General features: G+C 63.1%; 20 protein-coding genes. 11 read left to right on the top strand and 9 right to left on the bottom strand.

The annotated features are described in order from the left end of the window. Nucleotides 1-4 precede the first annotated feature (4 nt). From K5X80_RS14040 to K5X80_RS14000, 9 genes are all read right to left on the bottom strand, one after another. On the bottom strand, nt 5-787 hold the full coding sequence (locus K5X80_RS14040) for an NUDIX hydrolase (protein ID WP_222558333.1): 783 nt from the start codon (nt 785-787) through the stop codon (nt 5-7). A gap of 159 nt (nt 788-946) precedes the next feature. Further along, a complete protein-coding gene (grxD, locus tag K5X80_RS14035; protein ID WP_222558332.1) occupies nt 947-1,279 on the bottom strand; it encodes a Grx4 family monothiol glutaredoxin in 333 nt (110 codons plus the stop codon). 49 nt (nt 1,280-1,328) lie between these two features. Beyond that, nucleotides 1,329-1,562: a BolA/IbaG family iron-sulfur metabolism protein gene (locus tag K5X80_RS14030; protein ID WP_222558331.1), complete on the bottom strand. Its 234-nt coding sequence runs from the start codon at nt 1,560-1,562 to the stop codon at nt 1,329-1,331. Between the two features lie 22 nt (nt 1,563-1,584). Next, a complete protein-coding gene (locus K5X80_RS14025) occupies nt 1,585-1,908 on the bottom strand; it encodes a DUF1476 domain-containing protein (RefSeq protein ID WP_222558330.1) in 324 nt (107 codons plus the stop codon). A 57-nt stretch (nt 1,909-1,965) separates the two neighbouring features. Further along, a complete protein-coding gene (gene leuD, locus K5X80_RS14020) occupies nt 1,966-2,571 on the bottom strand; it encodes a 3-isopropylmalate dehydratase small subunit (RefSeq protein WP_222558329.1) in 606 nt (201 codons plus the stop codon). Further along, complete coding sequence (locus K5X80_RS14015; RefSeq protein WP_222558328.1) at nt 2,571-2,747, bottom strand: hypothetical protein; 177 nt, start codon at nt 2,745-2,747, stop codon at nt 2,571-2,573. The genes leuD and K5X80_RS14015 overlap by 1 nt, the downstream gene beginning before the upstream one ends. Before the next feature lie 4 nt (nt 2,748-2,751). After that, nucleotides 2,752-4,185 carry a 3-isopropylmalate dehydratase large subunit gene (gene leuC, locus K5X80_RS14010; protein WP_222558327.1) on the bottom strand — a complete coding sequence of 478 codons (1,434 nt, stop codon included), beginning with the start codon at nt 4,183-4,185 and terminating at the stop codon, nt 2,752-2,754. Between the two features lie 62 nt (nt 4,186-4,247). Then, nucleotides 4,248-4,604 (bottom strand): hypothetical protein, encoded by a 357-nt coding sequence (locus K5X80_RS14005; RefSeq protein WP_222558326.1) that lies wholly within the window; start codon nt 4,602-4,604, stop codon nt 4,248-4,250. Nucleotides 4,605-4,759: 155 nt separating this feature from the next. Continuing rightward, nucleotides 4,760-5,167 carry a SufE family protein gene (locus K5X80_RS14000; RefSeq protein ID WP_222558325.1) on the bottom strand — a complete coding sequence of 136 codons (408 nt, stop codon included), beginning with the start codon at nt 5,165-5,167 and terminating at the stop codon, nt 4,760-4,762. A 215-nt stretch (nt 5,168-5,382) separates the two neighbouring features. Between K5X80_RS14000 and rimP the strand changes: the two genes are divergently transcribed. From rimP to pnp, 11 genes are all read left to right on the top strand, one after another. Beyond that, nucleotides 5,383-5,934, top strand: coding sequence for a ribosome maturation protein RimP (gene rimP / locus K5X80_RS13995; protein ID WP_222558324.1), 552 nt, complete (start codon nt 5,383-5,385; stop codon nt 5,932-5,934). A 6-nt stretch (nt 5,935-5,940) separates the two neighbouring features. Further along, nucleotides 5,941-7,581, top strand: a complete 1,641-nt coding sequence (nusA, locus tag K5X80_RS13990; protein ID WP_222558323.1) for a transcription termination factor NusA — start codon at nt 5,941-5,943, stop codon at nt 7,579-7,581. Further along, on the top strand, nt 7,562-8,293 hold the full coding sequence (locus K5X80_RS13985; RefSeq protein WP_222558322.1) for a DUF448 domain-containing protein: 732 nt from the start codon (nt 7,562-7,564) through the stop codon (nt 8,291-8,293). Before nusA ends, K5X80_RS13985 begins: the two co-directional genes overlap by 20 nt. Nucleotides 8,294-8,339: 46 nt before the next feature. Continuing rightward, nucleotides 8,340-10,985 (top strand): translation initiation factor IF-2, encoded by a 2,646-nt coding sequence (gene infB / locus K5X80_RS13980; RefSeq protein ID WP_222558321.1) that lies wholly within the window; start codon nt 8,340-8,342, stop codon nt 10,983-10,985. A gap of 41 nt (nt 10,986-11,026) precedes the next feature. Continuing rightward, nucleotides 11,027-11,422, top strand: coding sequence for a 30S ribosome-binding factor RbfA (gene rbfA, locus K5X80_RS13975; RefSeq protein WP_222558320.1), 396 nt, complete (start codon nt 11,027-11,029; stop codon nt 11,420-11,422). Between the two features lie 54 nt (nt 11,423-11,476). Continuing rightward, on the top strand, nt 11,477-12,163 hold the full coding sequence (locus tag K5X80_RS13970; protein ID WP_222558319.1) for a site-2 protease family protein: 687 nt from the start codon (nt 11,477-11,479) through the stop codon (nt 12,161-12,163). A gap of 97 nt (nt 12,164-12,260) precedes the next feature. After that, nucleotides 12,261-12,665: a DUF6491 family protein gene (locus tag K5X80_RS13965; protein ID WP_222558318.1), complete on the top strand. Its 405-nt coding sequence runs from the start codon at nt 12,261-12,263 to the stop codon at nt 12,663-12,665. 86 nt (nt 12,666-12,751) lie between these two features. After that, nucleotides 12,752-13,258, top strand: a complete 507-nt coding sequence (locus K5X80_RS13960; protein ID WP_222558317.1) for a DUF2239 family protein — start codon at nt 12,752-12,754, stop codon at nt 13,256-13,258. Next, a complete protein-coding gene (gene truB, locus K5X80_RS13955; protein ID WP_222560470.1) occupies nt 13,258-14,244 on the top strand; it encodes a tRNA pseudouridine(55) synthase TruB in 987 nt (328 codons plus the stop codon). The genes K5X80_RS13960 and truB overlap by 1 nt, the downstream gene beginning before the upstream one ends. A 5-nt stretch (nt 14,245-14,249) precedes the next feature. Further along, nucleotides 14,250-14,519 (top strand): 30S ribosomal protein S15, encoded by a 270-nt coding sequence (gene rpsO, locus K5X80_RS13950; RefSeq protein WP_222558316.1) that lies wholly within the window; start codon nt 14,250-14,252, stop codon nt 14,517-14,519. 198 nt (nt 14,520-14,717) lie between these two features. Further along, nucleotides 14,718-17,015: a polyribonucleotide nucleotidyltransferase gene (pnp, locus tag K5X80_RS13945; RefSeq protein WP_222558315.1), complete on the top strand. Its 2,298-nt coding sequence runs from the start codon at nt 14,718-14,720 to the stop codon at nt 17,013-17,015. Nucleotides 17,016-17,037: the final 22 nt, after the last annotated feature.

Below are 17,037 nucleotides of genomic sequence, written 5' to 3'. Positions count from 1 at the left end.
CGCGTCAGCCCGCCGCTTCGGAAAGCCTGCCCCAGCACACGGGATAGCCGTGGTCTTCCGCGATCCGGAGGAATTTTTCGCCGTCCCGTTCGGCAATCCACGGGGTGACGGTGCGCACCGGGATGGCCGTGGCATGCGCGCGGGCATCGGCGAAATCGGTGAATTGCGCCAGCCGTTCCAGATTGCGCCGGGTGGGGAAAATCGCCCGGATTTCACCGCTGTCGGCCATGGCCAGCGCGTTGCTGGCGGTCGTCCAGAACAGGCGGGTGTTCTCCGTCCCGTCCACCGCGATATCGACCGCGCCGGTGCCCAGATCGGCAAGATAGAAGCGCGTGTCGAAAATCGGCCCCCGCTTGAAATGCGGCATCCAGCGGGCGAACGGCACCAGCGCTTCGAGATCGAGCGACCAGCCGAAATGGGCCAGAACGCCATCCAGCGTCTGCCCCTGATGCAGCATCAGGCGCGCGGCAGCGGCATCCTGCGCGCTGACGGGCGCGGTCAGCCCGATGGCAAGGCCTGCTTCTTCCAGTGTTTCGCGGATACCGGCGATGCGGTGCGCGGCTTCTTCCCGATCCGGCAGACCGGGGATTCGCGCGGCGAGTTCGAAATCGGCGGGATCGACTTTGCCGCCGGGAAAGACCGCCGCACCGGCAACGAACGACATCGTTTGCGACCGGATCAGCATCAGAATCTGCGGGGCGCCGCCATCGGGGCAGCGGCGGAAAACGATCACCGTGGCAGCAGGACGTGCGTTGATGGCGCTTTGGGGATCGGTTTCGAAAGTCATGTGCCTGACAGTGGGGAGCGCGCGGCGGATTGCCAAGAGGGCAGCGCCGCTTCTGTCGGAATAGTTGCCGGTTTTCCGGGTGGTATCGTTCGTGCGCAAACAGCAAACGGGCCCGCCGCGCGAAGGCGGCAGGCCCGTTTGCTTTTACCGGAAAGCGGTTCAGTCGGAGGCGGGCTTGACCTGATTGTCCTGCATGAGCTGTTGCAGTTCGCCCGCTTCGTACATTTCCATCATGATGTCGCTGCCGCCGACGAATTCGCCCTTCACATAGAGCTGGGGAATGGTCGGCCATTCCGAATAGGTCTTGATGCCCTGGCGGATATCCATGTCCTGCAGCACGTCGACACTGGCGAATTCCACGCCGCAATGTTCGAGAATGGCAACCGCGCGGCTGGAAAAGCCACACTGCGGAAACAGCGGGGTGCCCTTCATGAACAGAACGACATCGTTCGCGTTCACGATTTCGGCAATACGGGAATTGGTGTCAGACATGGGTTTGGCCCTGTGATGGAGCGTGAAAGGCGGTACTGGCCTGTCCCGCTCAATTGGGGATGGCGGTCGTCAGTTGCAAGGCATGGAGCGTTCCGCCCATATTGCCGCCCAGCGCTTCGTAAACCAGCTTGTGCTGCTGGATACGGCTTTTTCCGGCAAAGGCGGCCGAAGTCACGCGCGCGGCATAATGATCGCCGTCACCGGCCAGATCGGTGATCTCGACCACTGCATCGGGCAGGGCGGCCTTGATCATGGCGGCAATGTCGTCGGCGGCCATCGGCATGAGGCTGGTCCTTCCTGTGCGTTCAGACTTTGCCGATAAGCTGGCGGCGGGCCTCGATCGATTTTTCCGCCAGCGCATCGCGCACGGCGGCTTCATCGATCTCGATCCCGGCGCTGGTCAGATCGCCCAGAACCTTGCGGATCACGTCTTCATCGCCGGCTTCCTCGAAATCGGCCTGGACCACCGATTTGGCATAGGCATCGGTTTCTTCCACGGTCAGGCCCATCTTTTCGGCGGCCCACTGGCCGAACAGCCGGTTGCGGCGGGCGGCCACGCGGAAGGCGGTTTCTTCGTCCAGTGCGAACTTGGCTTCTTCTGCGCGTTCGCGGTCATTGAAGTCGGTCATGTCGGTCCCTTGATGAGTAAATCGCGATGGGGTGTCTGCGGAATCGGTCTGCGAGGATCAGGCAGCGGCGAGGGCGGTGCCTTTGGCGAACCATGGCATGTCCACCGCCTGCTGGCTTTCGTAATCGGCAATCGCCGCGTCGCGGGCCAGCGTCAGGCCCACTTCGTCCAGCCCGTTCAGCAGGCAATGCTTGCGGAACGGATCGATTTCGAACGAGAACCGGTCCTGGAACGGGCTGGTCACGGTCTGCGCTTCGAGATCGATCGTCAACGGATCGGTCTGCGCTACTTCCAGCAGGCGATCGACCTGTTCCTGCGGCAGAACGACAGTCAGAATGCCGTTTTTGAACGCGTTGCCCGAAAAGATATCGGAAAAGCTGGGGGCGATCACGGCCTTGATGCCCATGTCGAGTAGGGCCCAGGCGGCGTGTTCGCGGCTGGAACCGCAGCCGAAATTGTCGCCCGCAATCAGGATCGGCGCGCCTTTGTAGGCCTCCTGATCGAAGATGTTGTCCGGATCGGCGCGCAAGGCTTCGAAAGCGCCGCGCCCCAGCCCTTCGCGGCTGATGGTCTTCAGCCAGTGCGCCGGGATGATGATGTCCGTATCGATATTCTTGCGGCCGAACGGAATGGCGGGGCCGCTTACTTCATGGACAGGCTGCATCAATCGGTCTCCGGCTTTTCGCCAGTGGGGGTGTGCGGCTGCGATGTGGGCTTGCCCTTGTTCTTGTCCTTGCGGGACCTGGAGAACAGCAACGCCGCGGCCACCGCGGCCGAGCCGATAGCGGCCCCGGCAATCGCTGCCGGACCGGTCCAGTTCTTGTCGCTCTTCTTGCTCATCGCATCACCCTATCAATTCGCGCACATCGGTCAGCTTGCCGGTGACGGCCGCGGCGGCCGCCATCGCGGGAGAGACGAGATGCGTGCGGCTGCCGGGGCCCTGGCGGCCTACGAAATTGCGGTTGCTGGTCGAAGCGCAGCGTTCACCCGCCGGAACCTTGTCCGGGTTCATGCCCAGACACGCGGAGCAGCCCGGTTCGCGCCATTCGAGCCCGGCGTCGATGAAAATCCGGTCGAGCCCCTCGGCTTCCGCCTGGCGCTTCACCAGCCCCGAACCCGGCACCACGATCGCCCATTTGACATTGGCGGCTTTCTTGCGCCCCTTGAGCACGGCGGCGGCGGCGCGCAGGTCTTCGATGCGGCTGTTGGTGCAACTGCCGATGAAGATGTTCTGCACTTCGACTTCGCTCATCTTCTGGCCCGGTTCCAGCCCCATGTAATCGAGGCTGGCCCGCGCCGCGTCCCGCTTGGACGGGTCGGCGAAGCTTTCGGGCGCCGGAACCACGCCGCCGATCGGCACCACGTCTTCGGGGCTCGTGCCCCAGGTGACGGTCGGCTGCACATCGGCGGCATCGATCCGCACGCTCTTGTCGAACGTCGCGCCACCGTCGGTGCGGAGCGTTTTCCACCACGCCAACGCCTTGTCCCAGTCCGCGCCCTTGGGAGCGTAGGGACGGCCCTGGAGATAGGCGAACGTCTTGTCGTCCGGCGCGACGAGGCCTGCACGGGCACCGCCTTCGATGGACATGTTGCACACGGTCAGCCGGCCTTCGATGCTCATTTCCTCGAACACCTTGCCGCGATACTCGATTACGTAGCCGGTGCCGCCGGCGGTGCCGATCACGCCGATGATGTGCAGGATCAGGTCCTTCGGCGTCACGCCAGGGCCGAGATCGCCGTCGACCATGACTTCCATGGTCTTCGAGCGTTTAAGCAGCAGGGTTTGCGTGGCCAGCACGTGTTCGACCTCGGACGTGCCGATGCCGAAAGCCAGCGCGCCGATGCCGCCGTGGCAAGCGGTGTGGCTGTCGCCGCAAACGATGGTCGCGCCGGGCAGAGAGAAGCCTTGTTCCGGGCCGACCACGTGGACGATGCCCTGTTCGGCATCGGTCGCGCCGATGTAGCGCACGCCGAATTCGGGTGCGTTCCGCTCCAGCGCGGCGAGTTGCTGCGCGCTTTCCTTGTCGGCGATGGGCAGGCGGTTGCCCGCTGCGTCAAGCCGCGCGGTGGTGGGCAGGTTGTGATCCGGCACGGCCAGCGTAAGCTCGGGACGGCGGACCTTGCGGCCGCTCATCCGCAAGGCTTCGAATGCCTGCGGGCTCGTCACCTCATGGACGAGATGACGGTCGATATAGATGATCGAGGTGCCATCGTCGCGCGATTCCACGACATGGGCATCCCAGATCTTTTCGTAGAGAGTGCGGGGTCTGCTAGCCATAGCTGGCAGCTAGGCGCGCCGACCCCGCAAGACAAGGGGGTTATCGCTTTTAATCGGCCTGATCAGCGGCGATAGGGATTGCGGCCGGGGCGGTTGTCGCGATCGTTGCGTTCCGCCCGCAGTTTCCGCTCCACGTTGTCGATCCGGACGTTGAGCGTGCGCAGTTCCGCCCGGGTGAAACCGCCACGGGCATAATGCGCCCGCAGATCCCTGATCTGGCGGACTTCGCGGTGAAGCTGGTTCGCCTCGCGGGGCGAAATGGCCCGGCGCGCTTGGGCCCGGTCGATCCGGGCATCGAGCTGGTTGATTTCGCGGCTGATCTGGGCGCTGTTGTAGGAGCCCGGCGCGGCCGAAGCGGGTGTGGCGAGCACGGCGGCGGTGGCGAGAGCGAGCGGGGCGGCGACAAGGAACTTACGCATGGGTTTCACTCCTCTGGCATGGCCGTTGCAGGGGCCGTGCCTTGGTCTTGCTCGGCGGGGAGTGCCGATGCCTTTGATCTAGCATCGGAAAATGCGTTTGAGCGTCGCGTTTTGTACCAAAGTGTCGCGGAAACGGGCCTGTGTTAGGCTGGCGTTCAGCCTGCGGCGATGCGCCGGGCGGTTTCGCGGATCAGCGCGATCATGTTGGGCACGCCCTGCGTGCGATTGGAAGAAAGCTGATTGCGCAGGTCGAACGGTTCGAGCGCGGCGGTGATATCCATCGCCGCTACTTCCGCCGCCGGGCGATCCTGCACGGCGGCCAGCACCAGCGCCACGATTCCCTTGGTGATAGCCGCGTTCGAATCGGCGAGGAAATGCAGCCGTTCCCCTTCCTGCGTGGGGTAGATCCACACGGCGGCGGAGCAGCCGCGCACCAGCGTGGCGTCGGTCTTCAGTGCATCGGGCATCGGCTCCAGATCGCGGCCGAGATCGATCAGCAGGCGATACCGTTCATCGCCTTCGAGGAATTCATATTCTTCGCGGATATCGTCGAGAGAGCGCATGGCGCGGGGCCTTAGCGGCAAATCAGGAACGGGCAAAGAGGCGATAGGGCTGGGCGCCTGTGGCCTCCCGGGCGAAAGAACTTGCAAATTGCCTGCAATAGGCTTATCTGCGCGCCATCCCGACATTGTCGAGACAAGGTTTGGACGCTGGCCCCGACTGGGGCCGGGCGCGAAACCGCGTTGCTGTCATGTTCGGCAAGTATTTTGGAGTGGCGATGGCCGATATTGCGCGCATTACGGAAGTGGTGGAACCCGAGGTGAAAGCCCTGGGCTTCGAGCTCGTGCGTGTGAAAATGCTGGGCTCCGAGGCCGGGGATGAACCCGCCTTGCAGATCATGGCGGAAGATCCGGCTACCGGCCAGCTGGTGATCGAACAGTGCGCCGAACTTTCGCGCCGCGTGTCGGATGTGATCGATGCGCTGGAAGAACAGGGCGAAGTGCTGATCGCGGGGGCCTATCGCCTCGAAGTCAGTTCGCCGGGGATTGACCGGCCGCTCACCCGGATCAAGGATTTTGCCGACTGGGCCGGGCATGAGGCAAAGATCAGCCTGTCCGAAAAGCTCGATGGACAGCGCGATTTCCGGGGCGATCTTACCGGTGTCGAAAATGATGTGATCACTATGGAAGATCGCAAAAAGGGGGCGGTGTCGTTCCCGTTTGCCCACATTCATGCGGCGAAGCTGGTCTTGACCGACCGCCTGATTGCTGCGACCCGCCCGCTCGACTCCAGTGGCGCGGACGAGATTCTCGAAGAAGAGGAAGGCTGAAGACCCATGGCCAGTGCGATTTCCGCCAACAAGGCAGAGCTGCTCGCAATTGCGAACTCCGTTGCCAGCGAGAAGATGATCGACAAGTCGATCGTCATCGAAGCAATGGAAGAGGCGATCCAGAAATCCGCGCGCAACCGTTATGGCGCGGAAAACGACATTCGCGCCAAGCTCGATCCGCAGACGGGCGATCTGCGCCTGTGGCGTGTGGTCGAAGTGGTCGAGGAAGTGGAAGACTACTTCAAGCAGGTCGATCTCAAGCAGGCCGAAAAGCTCCAGCCGGGTGCGAAAGTGGGCGATTTCATCGTCGATCCGCTGCCGCCGGTCGATCTTGGCCGCATCGATGCGCAGTCCGCCAAGCAGGTGATCTTCCAGAAGGTCCGCGATGCCGAGCGTGAGCGCCAGTACGAGGAATTCAAGGATCGCGCGGGCGAAGTCGTCACCGGCGTGATCAAGTCGGTCGAATTCGGCCATGTGATCGTCAATCTCGGCCGAGCCGAAGGCGTGATCCGCCGCGATCAGCAGATTCCGCGCGAAGCGGCCCGTGTTGGCGAACGTGTCCGCGCGCTGATCCTGAAAGTGGAACGCAACAATCGCGGCCCGCAGATTTTCCTGTCCCGCGCGCACCCCGAATTCATGAAGAAGCTGTTCGCGCAGGAAGTGCCCGAAATCTACGATGGCATCATCGAGATCAAGGCCGCCGCCCGCGATCCGGGCAGCCGCGCCAAGATCGGCGTGATCAGCCATGACAGCTCGATCGATCCGGTCGGCGCCTGCGTCGGCATGAAGGGCAGCCGCGTTCAGGCGGTGGTGCAGGAACTGCAGGGCGAAAAGATCGACATCATCCCCTGGAGCGAAGACACCGCGACGTTCGTCGTCAACGCGCTCCAGCCCGCCACTGTCAGCCGCGTGGTGATCGACGAGGAAGAAAGCCGCATCGAAGTGGTGGTGCCTGATGACCAGCTTTCGCTGGCCATCGGCCGCCGTGGCCAGAACGTGCGCCTCGCCTCCTCGCTGACCAACGCAGCGATCGATATCATGACCGAGGCGGAAGCGAGCGAGAAGCGCCAGAAGGAATTCGCCGAACGTTCGAAGATGTTCGAGGAAGAACTCGACGTTGACGAAACGCTCTCGCAGTTGCTGGTCGCCGAAGGCTTCGCCGAGCTGGAAGAAGTCGCCTATGTGGCGATGGACGAACTGGCCGGGATCGAAGGCTTCGACGAGGAACTGGCCGAAGAACTGCAGAGCCGTGCGATCGAAGCGCTGGAACGGCGCGAAGAAGCCGCGCGCGAAGAACGGCGCGCCCTCGGAGTCGAGGATGCGCTGGCCGAAATGCCGCATCTGACCGAAGCCATGCTGGTCACGCTGGGCAAGGCCGGGATCAAGACGCTCGACGATCTGGCCGATCTCGCCACTGACGAACTGATCGCCAAGAAGCGCGAAGCGCCGCGCCGCCGCGACAACGCCCCGGCGCCGCGCCGCAGCGGCCGCACGGAAGACAAGGGCGGCGTGCTCGCGGTCTATGGATTGAGCGAAGAACAAGGCAACGAAATCATCATGGCCGCGCGTGCGCACTGGTTCGATGACGAACCGGTGAACGACGGGCCTGCAAACGAGGAGGCCGCTGATGCGGAATCCTCACAATGAGGCGCTAAGCCCAGACATCGCTGAAGGCCGCAAGGCTCGCGCAAGCGGGCCTGAGCGCCGCTGCATCCTGACGGGGGACAACGCCCCGCGGGATGCGCTGGTGCGGCTGGCCATTTCTCCGGAAGCTCCGGACGGCACTTCGTACGTGCTGCCCGATGCCCTGGCGCGTGCGCCGGGGCGGGGGGCCTGGATCGGCGTCACGCGCGATGCTCTTTCTGCCGCGCTCGCCAACGGCAAGCTCAAGGGCGCTCTGGCGCGGGCTTTCAAAGGCGCGCGGATGGAAATCGCCGAATCCCTGCCCGACATGGTGGAACAGGCGCTGACGCGCGCATTTCTCGACCGTCTGGGTCTCGAAATGCGGGCGGGAAAGCTTATCTTGGGGACCGACCGCATCGCGGAGCAGGCCCGGATGGGCGGCGTCGCATGGCTGGCCCATGCGGCGGATGCGGCGGAAGACGGCACGCGAAAGCTCGATCAGGCCTGGCGTGTGGGCATGGATGCCGAAGGGTCCGGTATGGGGGGCATACGCTTGCCACTGGACCGGGCGGCGCTGTCTGTGGCATTGGGCCGCGATAATGTCGTCCATCTGGCATTGGCCGAAGACAATTCGGCTGAAAGGGTAGCCTTACCGCTGCGGCGCTTGCTGCATTTCATCGGGGCGGATGGCGCAGCCGCAGACGATACCGGCGAATGGACGAATGCTGGCGCGTGACACGCGACGGCGAATTATTTGGAATACGAAGGGTTAGACGAGCTTTATGAGCGATACCGACAACAAACCGACGCTGGGCCGCAAGCCTCTTGGCCTCAAGCGGTCGGTCGAGGCGGGAGAGGTCAAGCAGACTTTCAGCCACGGCCGCACCAACAAGGTGGTCGTGGAAGTGAAGCGTCGCAAGATCGTCAAGCCCGGAGCCGCGCCCGAGGCGAAGGAGGCGGTTGCGCCTCCGCCGCCCGCTGCCGCGCCTGCGCCCACCCCCGCACCGGCTCCGGCCCCTGCGGCCAAGGCCGCGCCTGCTCCCACCGCACCCAAGCCGGCAGCGCCGCCGAAGACGCACGAAAGCCGTCAGGAAATGCAGGCCCGCCTGCTGCGCGAAGCTGAAGAGGCCCGGCTTAGCGCGCTGGAGGAGGCCAATCGCCGCGAAGAGGAAGAGCGTCTGCGCGCGATTGAAGAAGAAAAGCGCCGCGCCGAGGAAAAACGCCGGGCCGAGGAAGAGGCTGCAGCCGCCCGCAAGGCGGAGCAGACGGCTGCCAGCGCTCCGGCCGAAGAAGCCGCGCCTGCCGCTGATTCGCAACCGGAAGCGCCGGTCGAAACCGCGGTGGAGGCGAAGCCTGCCGATACCGCCGCTGCCGATGGGGAAGACAAGGCTGCTGCCGATGCAAGCGGCACGCCCGCTCCGGCACCGCGCAAGTTCACGCCCGTGGCCCGGCCGGAAGTCAAGCCCCGCCCGGATCGCGCCAAGAAGGACGATCGCAAGGCGACCCGTGAAAAGACCGTGGACGACCGCCGCCGGGGCGGCAAGCTTACGGTCAACCGCGCGCTGAACGAGGATGAAGGCGCCCGGGCGCGTTCGCTCGCCGCGCTCAAGCGTGCGCGTGAAAAGGAACGCCGGGCCCATTTCTCCGGCCATCAGCAGCAGCGTGAAAAGCAGGTGCGCGATGTCGTCGTGCCCGAAGCGATCACGGTGCAGGAACTGGCCAACCGCATGGCCGAAAAGGGTGCGGACCTGGTCAAGGCGCTGTTCAAGATGGGCATGATGGTCACCGTCAACCAGACGATCGACCAGGACACGGCGGAGCTGCTGGTCGAGGAATTCGGCCACAACATCACCCGCGTCAGCGAAAGCGACATCGATATCGATACGTCCGTGGATGTGGATGCCGACGAGACGCTGGAAACGCGCCCACCGGTGGTGACGATCATGGGCCACGTCGATCATGGCAAGACCAGCCTGCTCGATGCGCTGCGCGGCACCGATGTGGTGCGCGGCGAAGCGGGCGGCATCACGCAGCATATCGGGGCCTATCAGATCAAGACCAAGAACGGCGGTCTGATCACGTTCCTCGATACGCCGGGCCACTCGGCCTTCACCGAAATGCGTGCGCGCGGTGCCAATGTCACCGATATCGTGGTGTTGGTGGTGGCGGCCGACGACGGCATCATGCCCCAGACGGTGGAAGCCATCAATCATACCAAGGCCGCTGGCGTGCCGATGATCGTGGCGATCAACAAGTCCGACAAGCCCGAAGCCAACCCGCAGCGGGTGCGTGAGCGCTTGCTCGAGCACGAAATCGTTGTCGAAGCGATGTCGGGTGATGTGCAGGATGTGGAAGTCTCGGCAAAGACCGGGGCTGGGCTCGAAGATCTGATCGAGAAGATCCTGCTTCAGGCCGAACTGCTCGAACTCAAGGCCAATCCGAACCGCGAAGCCGAAGCGACCGTGATCGAAGCCAAGCTGGACAAGGGCAAGGGCCCGGTGGCCAGCGTTCTGGTGACGCGCGGCACGCTCAAGCGTGGCGATATTCTGGTTGTCGGCACCGAAAGCGGCCGTGTCCGCGCGATGATCGACGACAAGGGGCGCCAGGTGAAGGAAGCTCCGCCGTCCATGCCGGTCGAGGTTCTGGGTCTTGGCGGTGTGCCGATGGCCGGCGATACGCTGACCGTGGTCGAAAACGAGCAGCGCGCCCGCGAAGTCTCCGCCTACCGCAGGGAAAAGGCGACCGAGAAGCGCACCACAATGGCCCCCGCCAGCATCGATACGATGTTCTCGGCTCTGGCCGACAAGCAGAACGTCATCGAATTCCCGCTGGTGGTGAAAGCCGACGTGCAGGGTTCGGTGGAAGCGATCAACACCGCGCTCCACAACCTTTCGAACGACGAGATCAAGGTCCGCATCCTGCATTCGGGCGTGGGCGCGATCACCGAGAGCGACGTGACGCTGGCTTCGGCCTCGGGCGCGCCGATCATCGGCTTCAACGTTCGCCCCAATGCCAAGGCGCGCGAACTGATCGAGCGCAACAAGACCCGGATGATGTACTATGACGTCATCTATCACTTGACCGAGGAAATCGCGAAGGAGATGGCGGGCGAACTGGGGCCGGAACGGATCGAACATGTCGTCGGCCGTGCGGAGATCAAGGAAATCTTCTCCGCGGGCAAGAAGGACAAGGCGGCCGGTCTGCTGGTTCTCGATGGTTACATCAAGAAGGGCATCCATGCCCGCCTTACCCGCAACGATGTCATCGTTTCGAAGACGACGATCGCTTCGCTGCGCCGTTTCAAGGACGACGTGGACGAAGTGCGCGCCGGGCTCGAATGCGGTGTGGTCCTGGCCGATACGAACGATATCAAGCCGGGCGATACGCTCGAAGTGTTCGAAGTCGAAGAACGCGAACGGACTCTGTGATCCATTCCCTCTCCCTTCGGGGAGGGGGAGAGGTTTGATTCATGGCACGACAACATTCGACACCCGAAACCCGCTCCGTTCGCCTGCTCAAGGTGGGCGAACAGGTGCGCCACATCATTTCCGACCTGCTGACCCGCCAGCAGGTCCATGATGATGTGCTGACGGCGCATTCGGTTTCGGTCACCGAAGTGCGCATGTCGCCCGATTTGCGACAGGCGAAAGTCTATGTGAAGCCGCTGCTGGGCACGGACGAGGAGAAAGTGCTCAAGGCCCTGCGCACCAACACCGCCTTTTTCCAGCGCGAAGTGGCACAGCGGCTGAAGCTCAAGTACGCGGCCAAAATCCAGTTCTGGCCCGATGAAAGCTTCGACGAGGCTGACCGGATCGAGCGTCTCCTGTCCGATCCGCGCGTCGTGCGCGATCTCGGCGAAGAATAATAGGCCGCTGGCCCCGCTTGGCGAACGGGGGCGGAGCGCCTATCTGCCCCAGCGATGAACGACACACTCCTCACCGCGCTGGCGCTTATTCCGGCTCTGGTCTTCGCCATCGTGTTCCACGAGGTTGCGCACGGCTTCGTTGCCAAGCTGCTGGGTGATCCCACGGCAAGTGAGCAGCGGCGTCTGTCTCTCAATCCGCTGCGGCATGTCGATCCTATAGGCACAGTGGTCCTGCCCGGTATGCTGGCGCTCACGGGGGCGCCGGTGTTCGGCTGGGCCAAGCCCGTGCCAGTGAACAAATGGCGGCTGCGCAATCCCCGTTTCGGTATGATGGCCGTGGCGGCGGCGGGACCCGGCAGCAATCTGGTGCTGGCGGCCATCGGCGCTGTGATTCTCGGCCTGATCGCACGCACGGTTACCGCTCCGCCGGAGGCGGCGTTGAGCTTCGGTCTGGCCAGCCTGCAATTCTTCATTCTGGTGAATATCTTTCTGGCTCTGTTCAACCTGTTGCCGATCCCGCCCTTCGACGGTTCCCACATCGTTGAAGGGCTTCTGCCCCGGGCCGCGGCAGAACAGTATAACCGCCTGCGCCCGTTCGGTTTTCTATTGTTGATCGTGCTGCTGCTGATCGTGCCTCTGCTGTTCCCTCAACTCGGCATCGTGCAAAGAGTCGTGCTGCCGCCGGTCGAGTGGCTGAGCGGGCTCTATATGCAACTGGCCGGGGCAGTTGCCGGGCGGTGATGCTTCGCGATCGCGGATTTTCATCCTGCCTCTCTTGATCGATGCCGGGGGCATGCCCAGATCACGCGGGGAGCGGGGTTAACGAAAGGACCGGCTTATGCTTCGCACCAGATATATTTCCGCTCTCGGTGCGCTCACCGTAGCGGCCATGCCGTTTGCCGCATCGGCGCAGGACCATGCGCAGGCGGCTCCCGCAGCCAGGGCGCAGGAGGAAGCGGCATCGATCCCCTTCGCCAATCGCGGCGGGGTGCGCGACTGGCGCGCTCAGGGAATGGACCGCATCTATTTCCAGGACAGCCATGGCCAGTGGTATCTGGCCAAGCTGATGGGATCGGCGAGCGATCTGCCTTTCACCGAATTCATCGGTATCGACGCGAATCCCGATGGCTCGCTCGACAAGTTCAGCGCGATCTATGTGAAAGGGCAGAAATATCCCTTCGAAAGCTTCGTCAAAGTCGACGGACCGCCGAGCAAGAAAGCGCGCACCAAGCGCAAGGGTTGAGAGCGGCGCATTCTAAAATTTAACCCGGATAATATATTGACAGTTTTTATCCGGGTTTATATATGCGGCCTTCAAGGAGTGACCGCATGAGTGTGACCGTATTTTGCAAAGGGGCTATCGTGGCCCAAGGCAACCCTGAGGAGGTGGTGGCCGGTCTTGCCGCATTGCCCGCACCCGAACGCAGTTCCGATATGTTGGTGTTCGATGACGACACGGGCAAGCAGGTCGATCTGGATATGCGCGCGCCGCCTGCGCCGCGCACGCGAGGGCGGCCGTCGCTCGGCGTTCGCGCCCGTGAGGTCACGCTGCTGCCCCGCCACTGGGATTGGCTCAATCTTCAGCGGGGCGGCGCTTCGGCCGCTTTGCGCCGTCTGGTCGATGGGGCCTTGGCGCGCGGCAGAAGCGAGGAGGAATGCCGAGACGCGGCCTATCGCTTCCTGTCGGCCATCGCCGGGGATCTGCCGCATTTCGAGGATGCGATCCGCGAGCTCTATGCGGGCAATTGTGTGGGTTACGATCATTTCACGCACGATTGGCCTGCCGATATCCATGCCCATGGGCGCAAGCTCGCTTGGCCGGAGAACGCCGCGTGATGCCGCATGGCTGGATCGTTCTCGACAAGCCGGTGGGGCTGGGCTCGACGCAGGCCGTGGCGGCGGTGAAGCGCAATCTGCGTGAGGCGGGCTACGGCAAGAAGGTCAAGGTCGGCCACGGCGGCACGCTCGATCCCTTGGCAGAAGGCGTGCTGCCCATCGCCATCGGCGAAGCGACCAAGCTGTGCGGGCGGATGCTCGATGCGTCTAAGGTCTATGCTTTCACTATCCAGTTCGGCAGCGAGACCGATACGCTTGATGCGGAAGGGGAGGTGGTCGCCCGCAGCGAACATTTCCCCTCCTTCCCCGCCATCGCAGCGGTGCTGGCGCATTTCACCGGCCCGATCGAGCAGGTGCCGCCCGCCTATTCCGCGCTCAAGGTCGACGGGCAGCGGGCATACGATCTTGCGCGGGCGGGCGAAGATGTAACCCTGAAAAGCCGGGCGGTGACGATCCACGCGTTCGATTTCGCCGTGCCGCATGGCGGGGCTGGCGAGGTGGAGTCGGCTTTTGCGGAAACCGCGGGCAGGCCCGATCCGTTCGATCCCGCTGCTCCACTCGAACTGGTCGATGCCGTGACATTGGTGGCGCATGTCTCCAAAGGCACTTATATCCGAAGCCTCGCGCGGGACATCGCCCATGCGCTTGGCACGGTCGGCCATGTGACCATGTTGCGCCGGATCAAAGCCGGGCCGTTTACCGAGAAACGGGCGATTTCACTGGACAAACTCAACGAAATCGGTAGAGGCGCGGCCCTTGAAGACGTAATCCTGCCGTTGGAGGCGGGGCTGGACGACATCCCGGCCCTTTCTCTCGATCCGGACACGGTACGGGCGGTCCGTCAGGGCCGGGTCATTTCCGGATTGCCCCAGGATGATGGGCTGTATTGGGCAAGATCGGGCGCGGTCCCAGTTGCGCTGATGGAGCTTTCGGGCGGTGAAGCCCGGGTCGTCAGGGGGTTCAATCTTTCGGATGTCGCGGAGTGAATGACATGTCGGTTACCGCCGAAAAGAAGCAGGAAATCATCCAGGGCAACGCTCGCCAGTCGGGCGATACCGGTTCGCCTGAAGTGCAGGTCGCGATCCTCACGGAACGGATTCGCAATCTGACCGAACACTTCAAGGATCACCATAAGGACAACCACTCCCGCCGTGGCCTGCTGATGATGGTCAACAAGCGCCGCAGCCTTCTGGCTTATCTCAAGAAGAAGGATGTGGAGCGTTACAACGCTCTGATCCAGAAACTGGGTCTTCGTAAATAAGACTTGCGGAGCGGCCCCATGGTGGGCCGCTCTTTGTATGTAAGGCATCGCAATTGCGATGTATAAGACAGGGGAATCTCCACAATCCGGTGGAGAGCCTCTGGGGCGCAACATGAAGCCCCGCACCGGACCGGGACGGAATACCCGGCCAGTAAACCCCGCGCGGCAATAGGGCCCGTGGGTTCGAGGAAAAACTGAATGTTTGATGTGAAAACCGTATCGCTGGAATGGGGCGGAAAAACCCTCACTCTGGAAACCGGCCGTATTGCCCGCCAGGCTGATGGCGCGGTTCTGGCCACTTATGGCGAAACCGTGGTGCTCTGCGCCGTGACGGCCGCCAAGTCGGTGAAGGAAGGGCAGGACTTCTTCCCGCTCACCGTTCACTACCAGGAAAAATTCTCCGCTGCCGGGCGTATTCCGGGCGGCTTCTTCAAGCGCGAACGCGGCGCGACGGAAAAGGAAACGCTGACCAGCCGCCTGATCGACCGTCCGGTGCGCCCGCTGTTCCCTGAAGGCTTCTACAACGAAATCAACGTCATCGCCCAGGTGATGAGCTATGACGGCGAAACCGAGCCCGATATCGTCGCGATGATCGCGGCTTCGGCGGCGCTCACCATCTCGGGCGTTCCCTTCATGGGCCCGATCGGCGCCGCGCGCGTCGGTTTCAAGGATGGCGAATACCAGCTCAACCCGTCGCTGGCCGAAGTGGCCGAAGGCCGCCTCGATCTCGTCGTCGCCGCCACGCAGGACGCGGTGATGATGGTCGAATCCGAAGCCAAGGAATTGACCGAAGACGAAATGCTCGGCGCGGTCGTCTTCGCTCACGAAGAATCGCGCAAGGTTATCGGCGCGATCATCGAACTGGCGGAAAAGGCCGCCAAGGATCCCTGGAACATCGACCTGTCGGACAACACCGCCGACCTCAAGGCCGATATCAAAAAGCTGATCGGCAAGGATATCGCCGCAGCTTACAAGGAAACCAACAAGTCGAAGCGTTCGGACGCGCTCAATGCCGCGCGCGACAAGGTGAAAGCGAAATTCGCCGACGCCGATGGCCAGACGCTGATGACCGCGATCAAGCTGACCAAGAAGCTGGAAGCGGAAATCGTCCGCACGGCGATCCTCAAGGATGGCCAGCGTATCGACGGCCGCACCACCACGCAGGTCCGCCCGATCGAAGCGATGGTCGGCTTCCTGCCGCGCACGCACGGTTCGGCGCTGTTCACCCGCGGCGAAACGCAGGCGATCTGCACCACCACGCTCGGCACCAAGGATTCCGAGCAGATGATCGACGGCCTCGATGGCCTGAGCTACTCGCGCTTCATGCTGCACTACAACTTCCCGCCCTATTCGGTCGGTGAAGTCGGCCGCTTCGGCGCGCCGGGCCGCCGTGAAGTCGGCCATGGCAAGCTGGCATGGCGTGCGCTGCACCCCGTGCTGCCGAGCAAGGAAGATTTCCCCTACACGATCCGCGTGCTGTCCGATATCACCGAATCGAACGGTTCGTCCTCGATGGCGACCGTGTGCGGGGGCTGTCTCTCGATGATGGATGCGGGCGTTCCCATCGAACGTCCGGTTTCCGGCATCGCCATGGGCCTGATCCTCGAAGGTGACGAATTCACCGTGCTGTCCGACATCCTTGGTGATGAAGATCACCTGGGCGACATGGACTTCAAGGTGGCCGGGACCGAAGCGGGCATCACCAGCCTGCAGATGGACATCAAGGTTGCCGGGATCACCGAAGCGATCATGAAGCAGGCGCTGGCGCAGGCCAAGGAAGGCCGTGCGCATATCCTGGGCGAGATGACCAAGGCGCTGGGTTCAGCCCGCACCGAATTGTCGGCCCATGCCCCGCGCATCGAAACGATCCAGATCGACAAGTCGAAGATCCGTGACGTGATCGGCACGGGCGGCAAGGTGATCCGTGAGATCGTCGCTGAAACCGGTGCCAAGGTCGATATCGACGATGAAGGCGTGATCAAGATCAGCTCGTCCGACGTCAACCAGATCGAAGCCGCCAAGAAGTGGATTCAGGGCATCGTCGAGGAAGCTGAAGTCGGCAAGATCTACAACGGCAAAGTCGTCAACATCGTCGATTTCGGCGCTTTCGTGAACTTCATGGGCGGCAAGGACGGCCTCGTCCATGTGTCCGAAATGCGGAACGAACGCGTCGAAAAGCCGACGGACGTTGTCAAGGAAGGCCAGGAAGTCAAAGTCAAGGTTCTCGAAATCGACAACCGTGGCAAGGTCCGCCTGTCGATGCGCGTGGTCGATCAGGAAACCGGCGAAGAGCTGGAAGACACCCGTCCGCCGCGCGAACCGCGTGAACCGCGCGGTGATCGTGGCGACCGCGGCGATCGTCGTCCGCGCCGTGACGGCGACCGTGGCGGTCGTGGTGGCCCCCGCGGCGATCGTGGCCCGCGTCGCGATCGTGGTGAAGGCAAGGAAGACGGCAACCCCGATCATATGCCGGCTTTCCTCAAGTCTGACGACTGAGCGAACCGCAAATAGCCCCGAA

Origin of the sequence: Caenibius sp. WL, from assembly GCF_019803445.1 — a bacterium.
Classification (GTDB): domain Bacteria; phylum Pseudomonadota; class Alphaproteobacteria; order Sphingomonadales; family Sphingomonadaceae; genus Caenibius.
This window is presented reverse-complemented; position numbering and strand designations above follow the sequence as displayed.

Bases quoted from the DNA above. Each gene is read 5' to 3' on its own strand.
- K5X80_RS13985 (WP_222558322.1), top strand. From the start codon at position 7,562: ATGCGGAATCCTCACAATGAGGCGCTAAGCCCAGACATCGCTGAAGGC.
- K5X80_RS13970 (WP_222558319.1), top strand. From the start codon at position 11,477: ATGAACGACACACTCCTCACCGCGCTGGCGCTTATTCCGGCTCTGGTC.
- K5X80_RS14025 (WP_222558330.1), bottom strand. From the start codon at position 1,908: ATGACCGACTTCAATGACCGCGAACGCGCAGAAGAAGCCAAGTTCGCA.
- leuC (WP_222558327.1), bottom strand. From the start codon at position 4,185: ATGGCTAGCAGACCCCGCACTCTCTACGAAAAGATCTGGGATGCCCAT.
- K5X80_RS13965 (WP_222558318.1), top strand. From the start codon at position 12,261: ATGCTTCGCACCAGATATATTTCCGCTCTCGGTGCGCTCACCGTAGCG.
- nusA (WP_222558323.1), top strand. From the start codon at position 5,941: ATGGCCAGTGCGATTTCCGCCAACAAGGCAGAGCTGCTCGCAATTGCG.
- rimP (WP_222558324.1), top strand. From the start codon at position 5,383: ATGGCCGATATTGCGCGCATTACGGAAGTGGTGGAACCCGAGGTGAAA.
- K5X80_RS14030 (WP_222558331.1), bottom strand. From the start codon at position 1,562: ATGCCGATGGCCGCCGACGACATTGCCGCCATGATCAAGGCCGCCCTG.
- rpsO (WP_222558316.1), top strand. From the start codon at position 14,250: ATGTCGGTTACCGCCGAAAAGAAGCAGGAAATCATCCAGGGCAACGCT.
- K5X80_RS14015 (WP_222558328.1), bottom strand. From the start codon at position 2,747: ATGAGCAAGAAGAGCGACAAGAACTGGACCGGTCCGGCAGCGATTGCC.
- truB (WP_222560470.1), top strand. From the start codon at position 13,258: ATGCCGCATGGCTGGATCGTTCTCGACAAGCCGGTGGGGCTGGGCTCG.
- K5X80_RS13960 (WP_222558317.1), top strand. From the start codon at position 12,752: ATGAGTGTGACCGTATTTTGCAAAGGGGCTATCGTGGCCCAAGGCAAC.
- pnp (WP_222558315.1), top strand. From the start codon at position 14,718: ATGTTTGATGTGAAAACCGTATCGCTGGAATGGGGCGGAAAAACCCTC.
- infB (WP_222558321.1), top strand. From the start codon at position 8,340: ATGAGCGATACCGACAACAAACCGACGCTGGGCCGCAAGCCTCTTGGC.
- K5X80_RS14000 (WP_222558325.1), bottom strand. From the start codon at position 5,167: ATGCGCTCTCTCGACGATATCCGCGAAGAATATGAATTCCTCGAAGGC.
- K5X80_RS14005 (WP_222558326.1), bottom strand. From the start codon at position 4,604: ATGCGTAAGTTCCTTGTCGCCGCCCCGCTCGCTCTCGCCACCGCCGCC.
- rbfA (WP_222558320.1), top strand. From the start codon at position 11,027: ATGGCACGACAACATTCGACACCCGAAACCCGCTCCGTTCGCCTGCTC.
- leuD (WP_222558329.1), bottom strand. From the start codon at position 2,571: ATGCAGCCTGTCCATGAAGTAAGCGGCCCCGCCATTCCGTTCGGCCGC.
- K5X80_RS14040 (WP_222558333.1), bottom strand. From the start codon at position 787: ATGACTTTCGAAACCGATCCCCAAAGCGCCATCAACGCACGTCCTGCT.
- grxD (WP_222558332.1), bottom strand. From the start codon at position 1,279: ATGTCTGACACCAATTCCCGTATTGCCGAAATCGTGAACGCGAACGAT.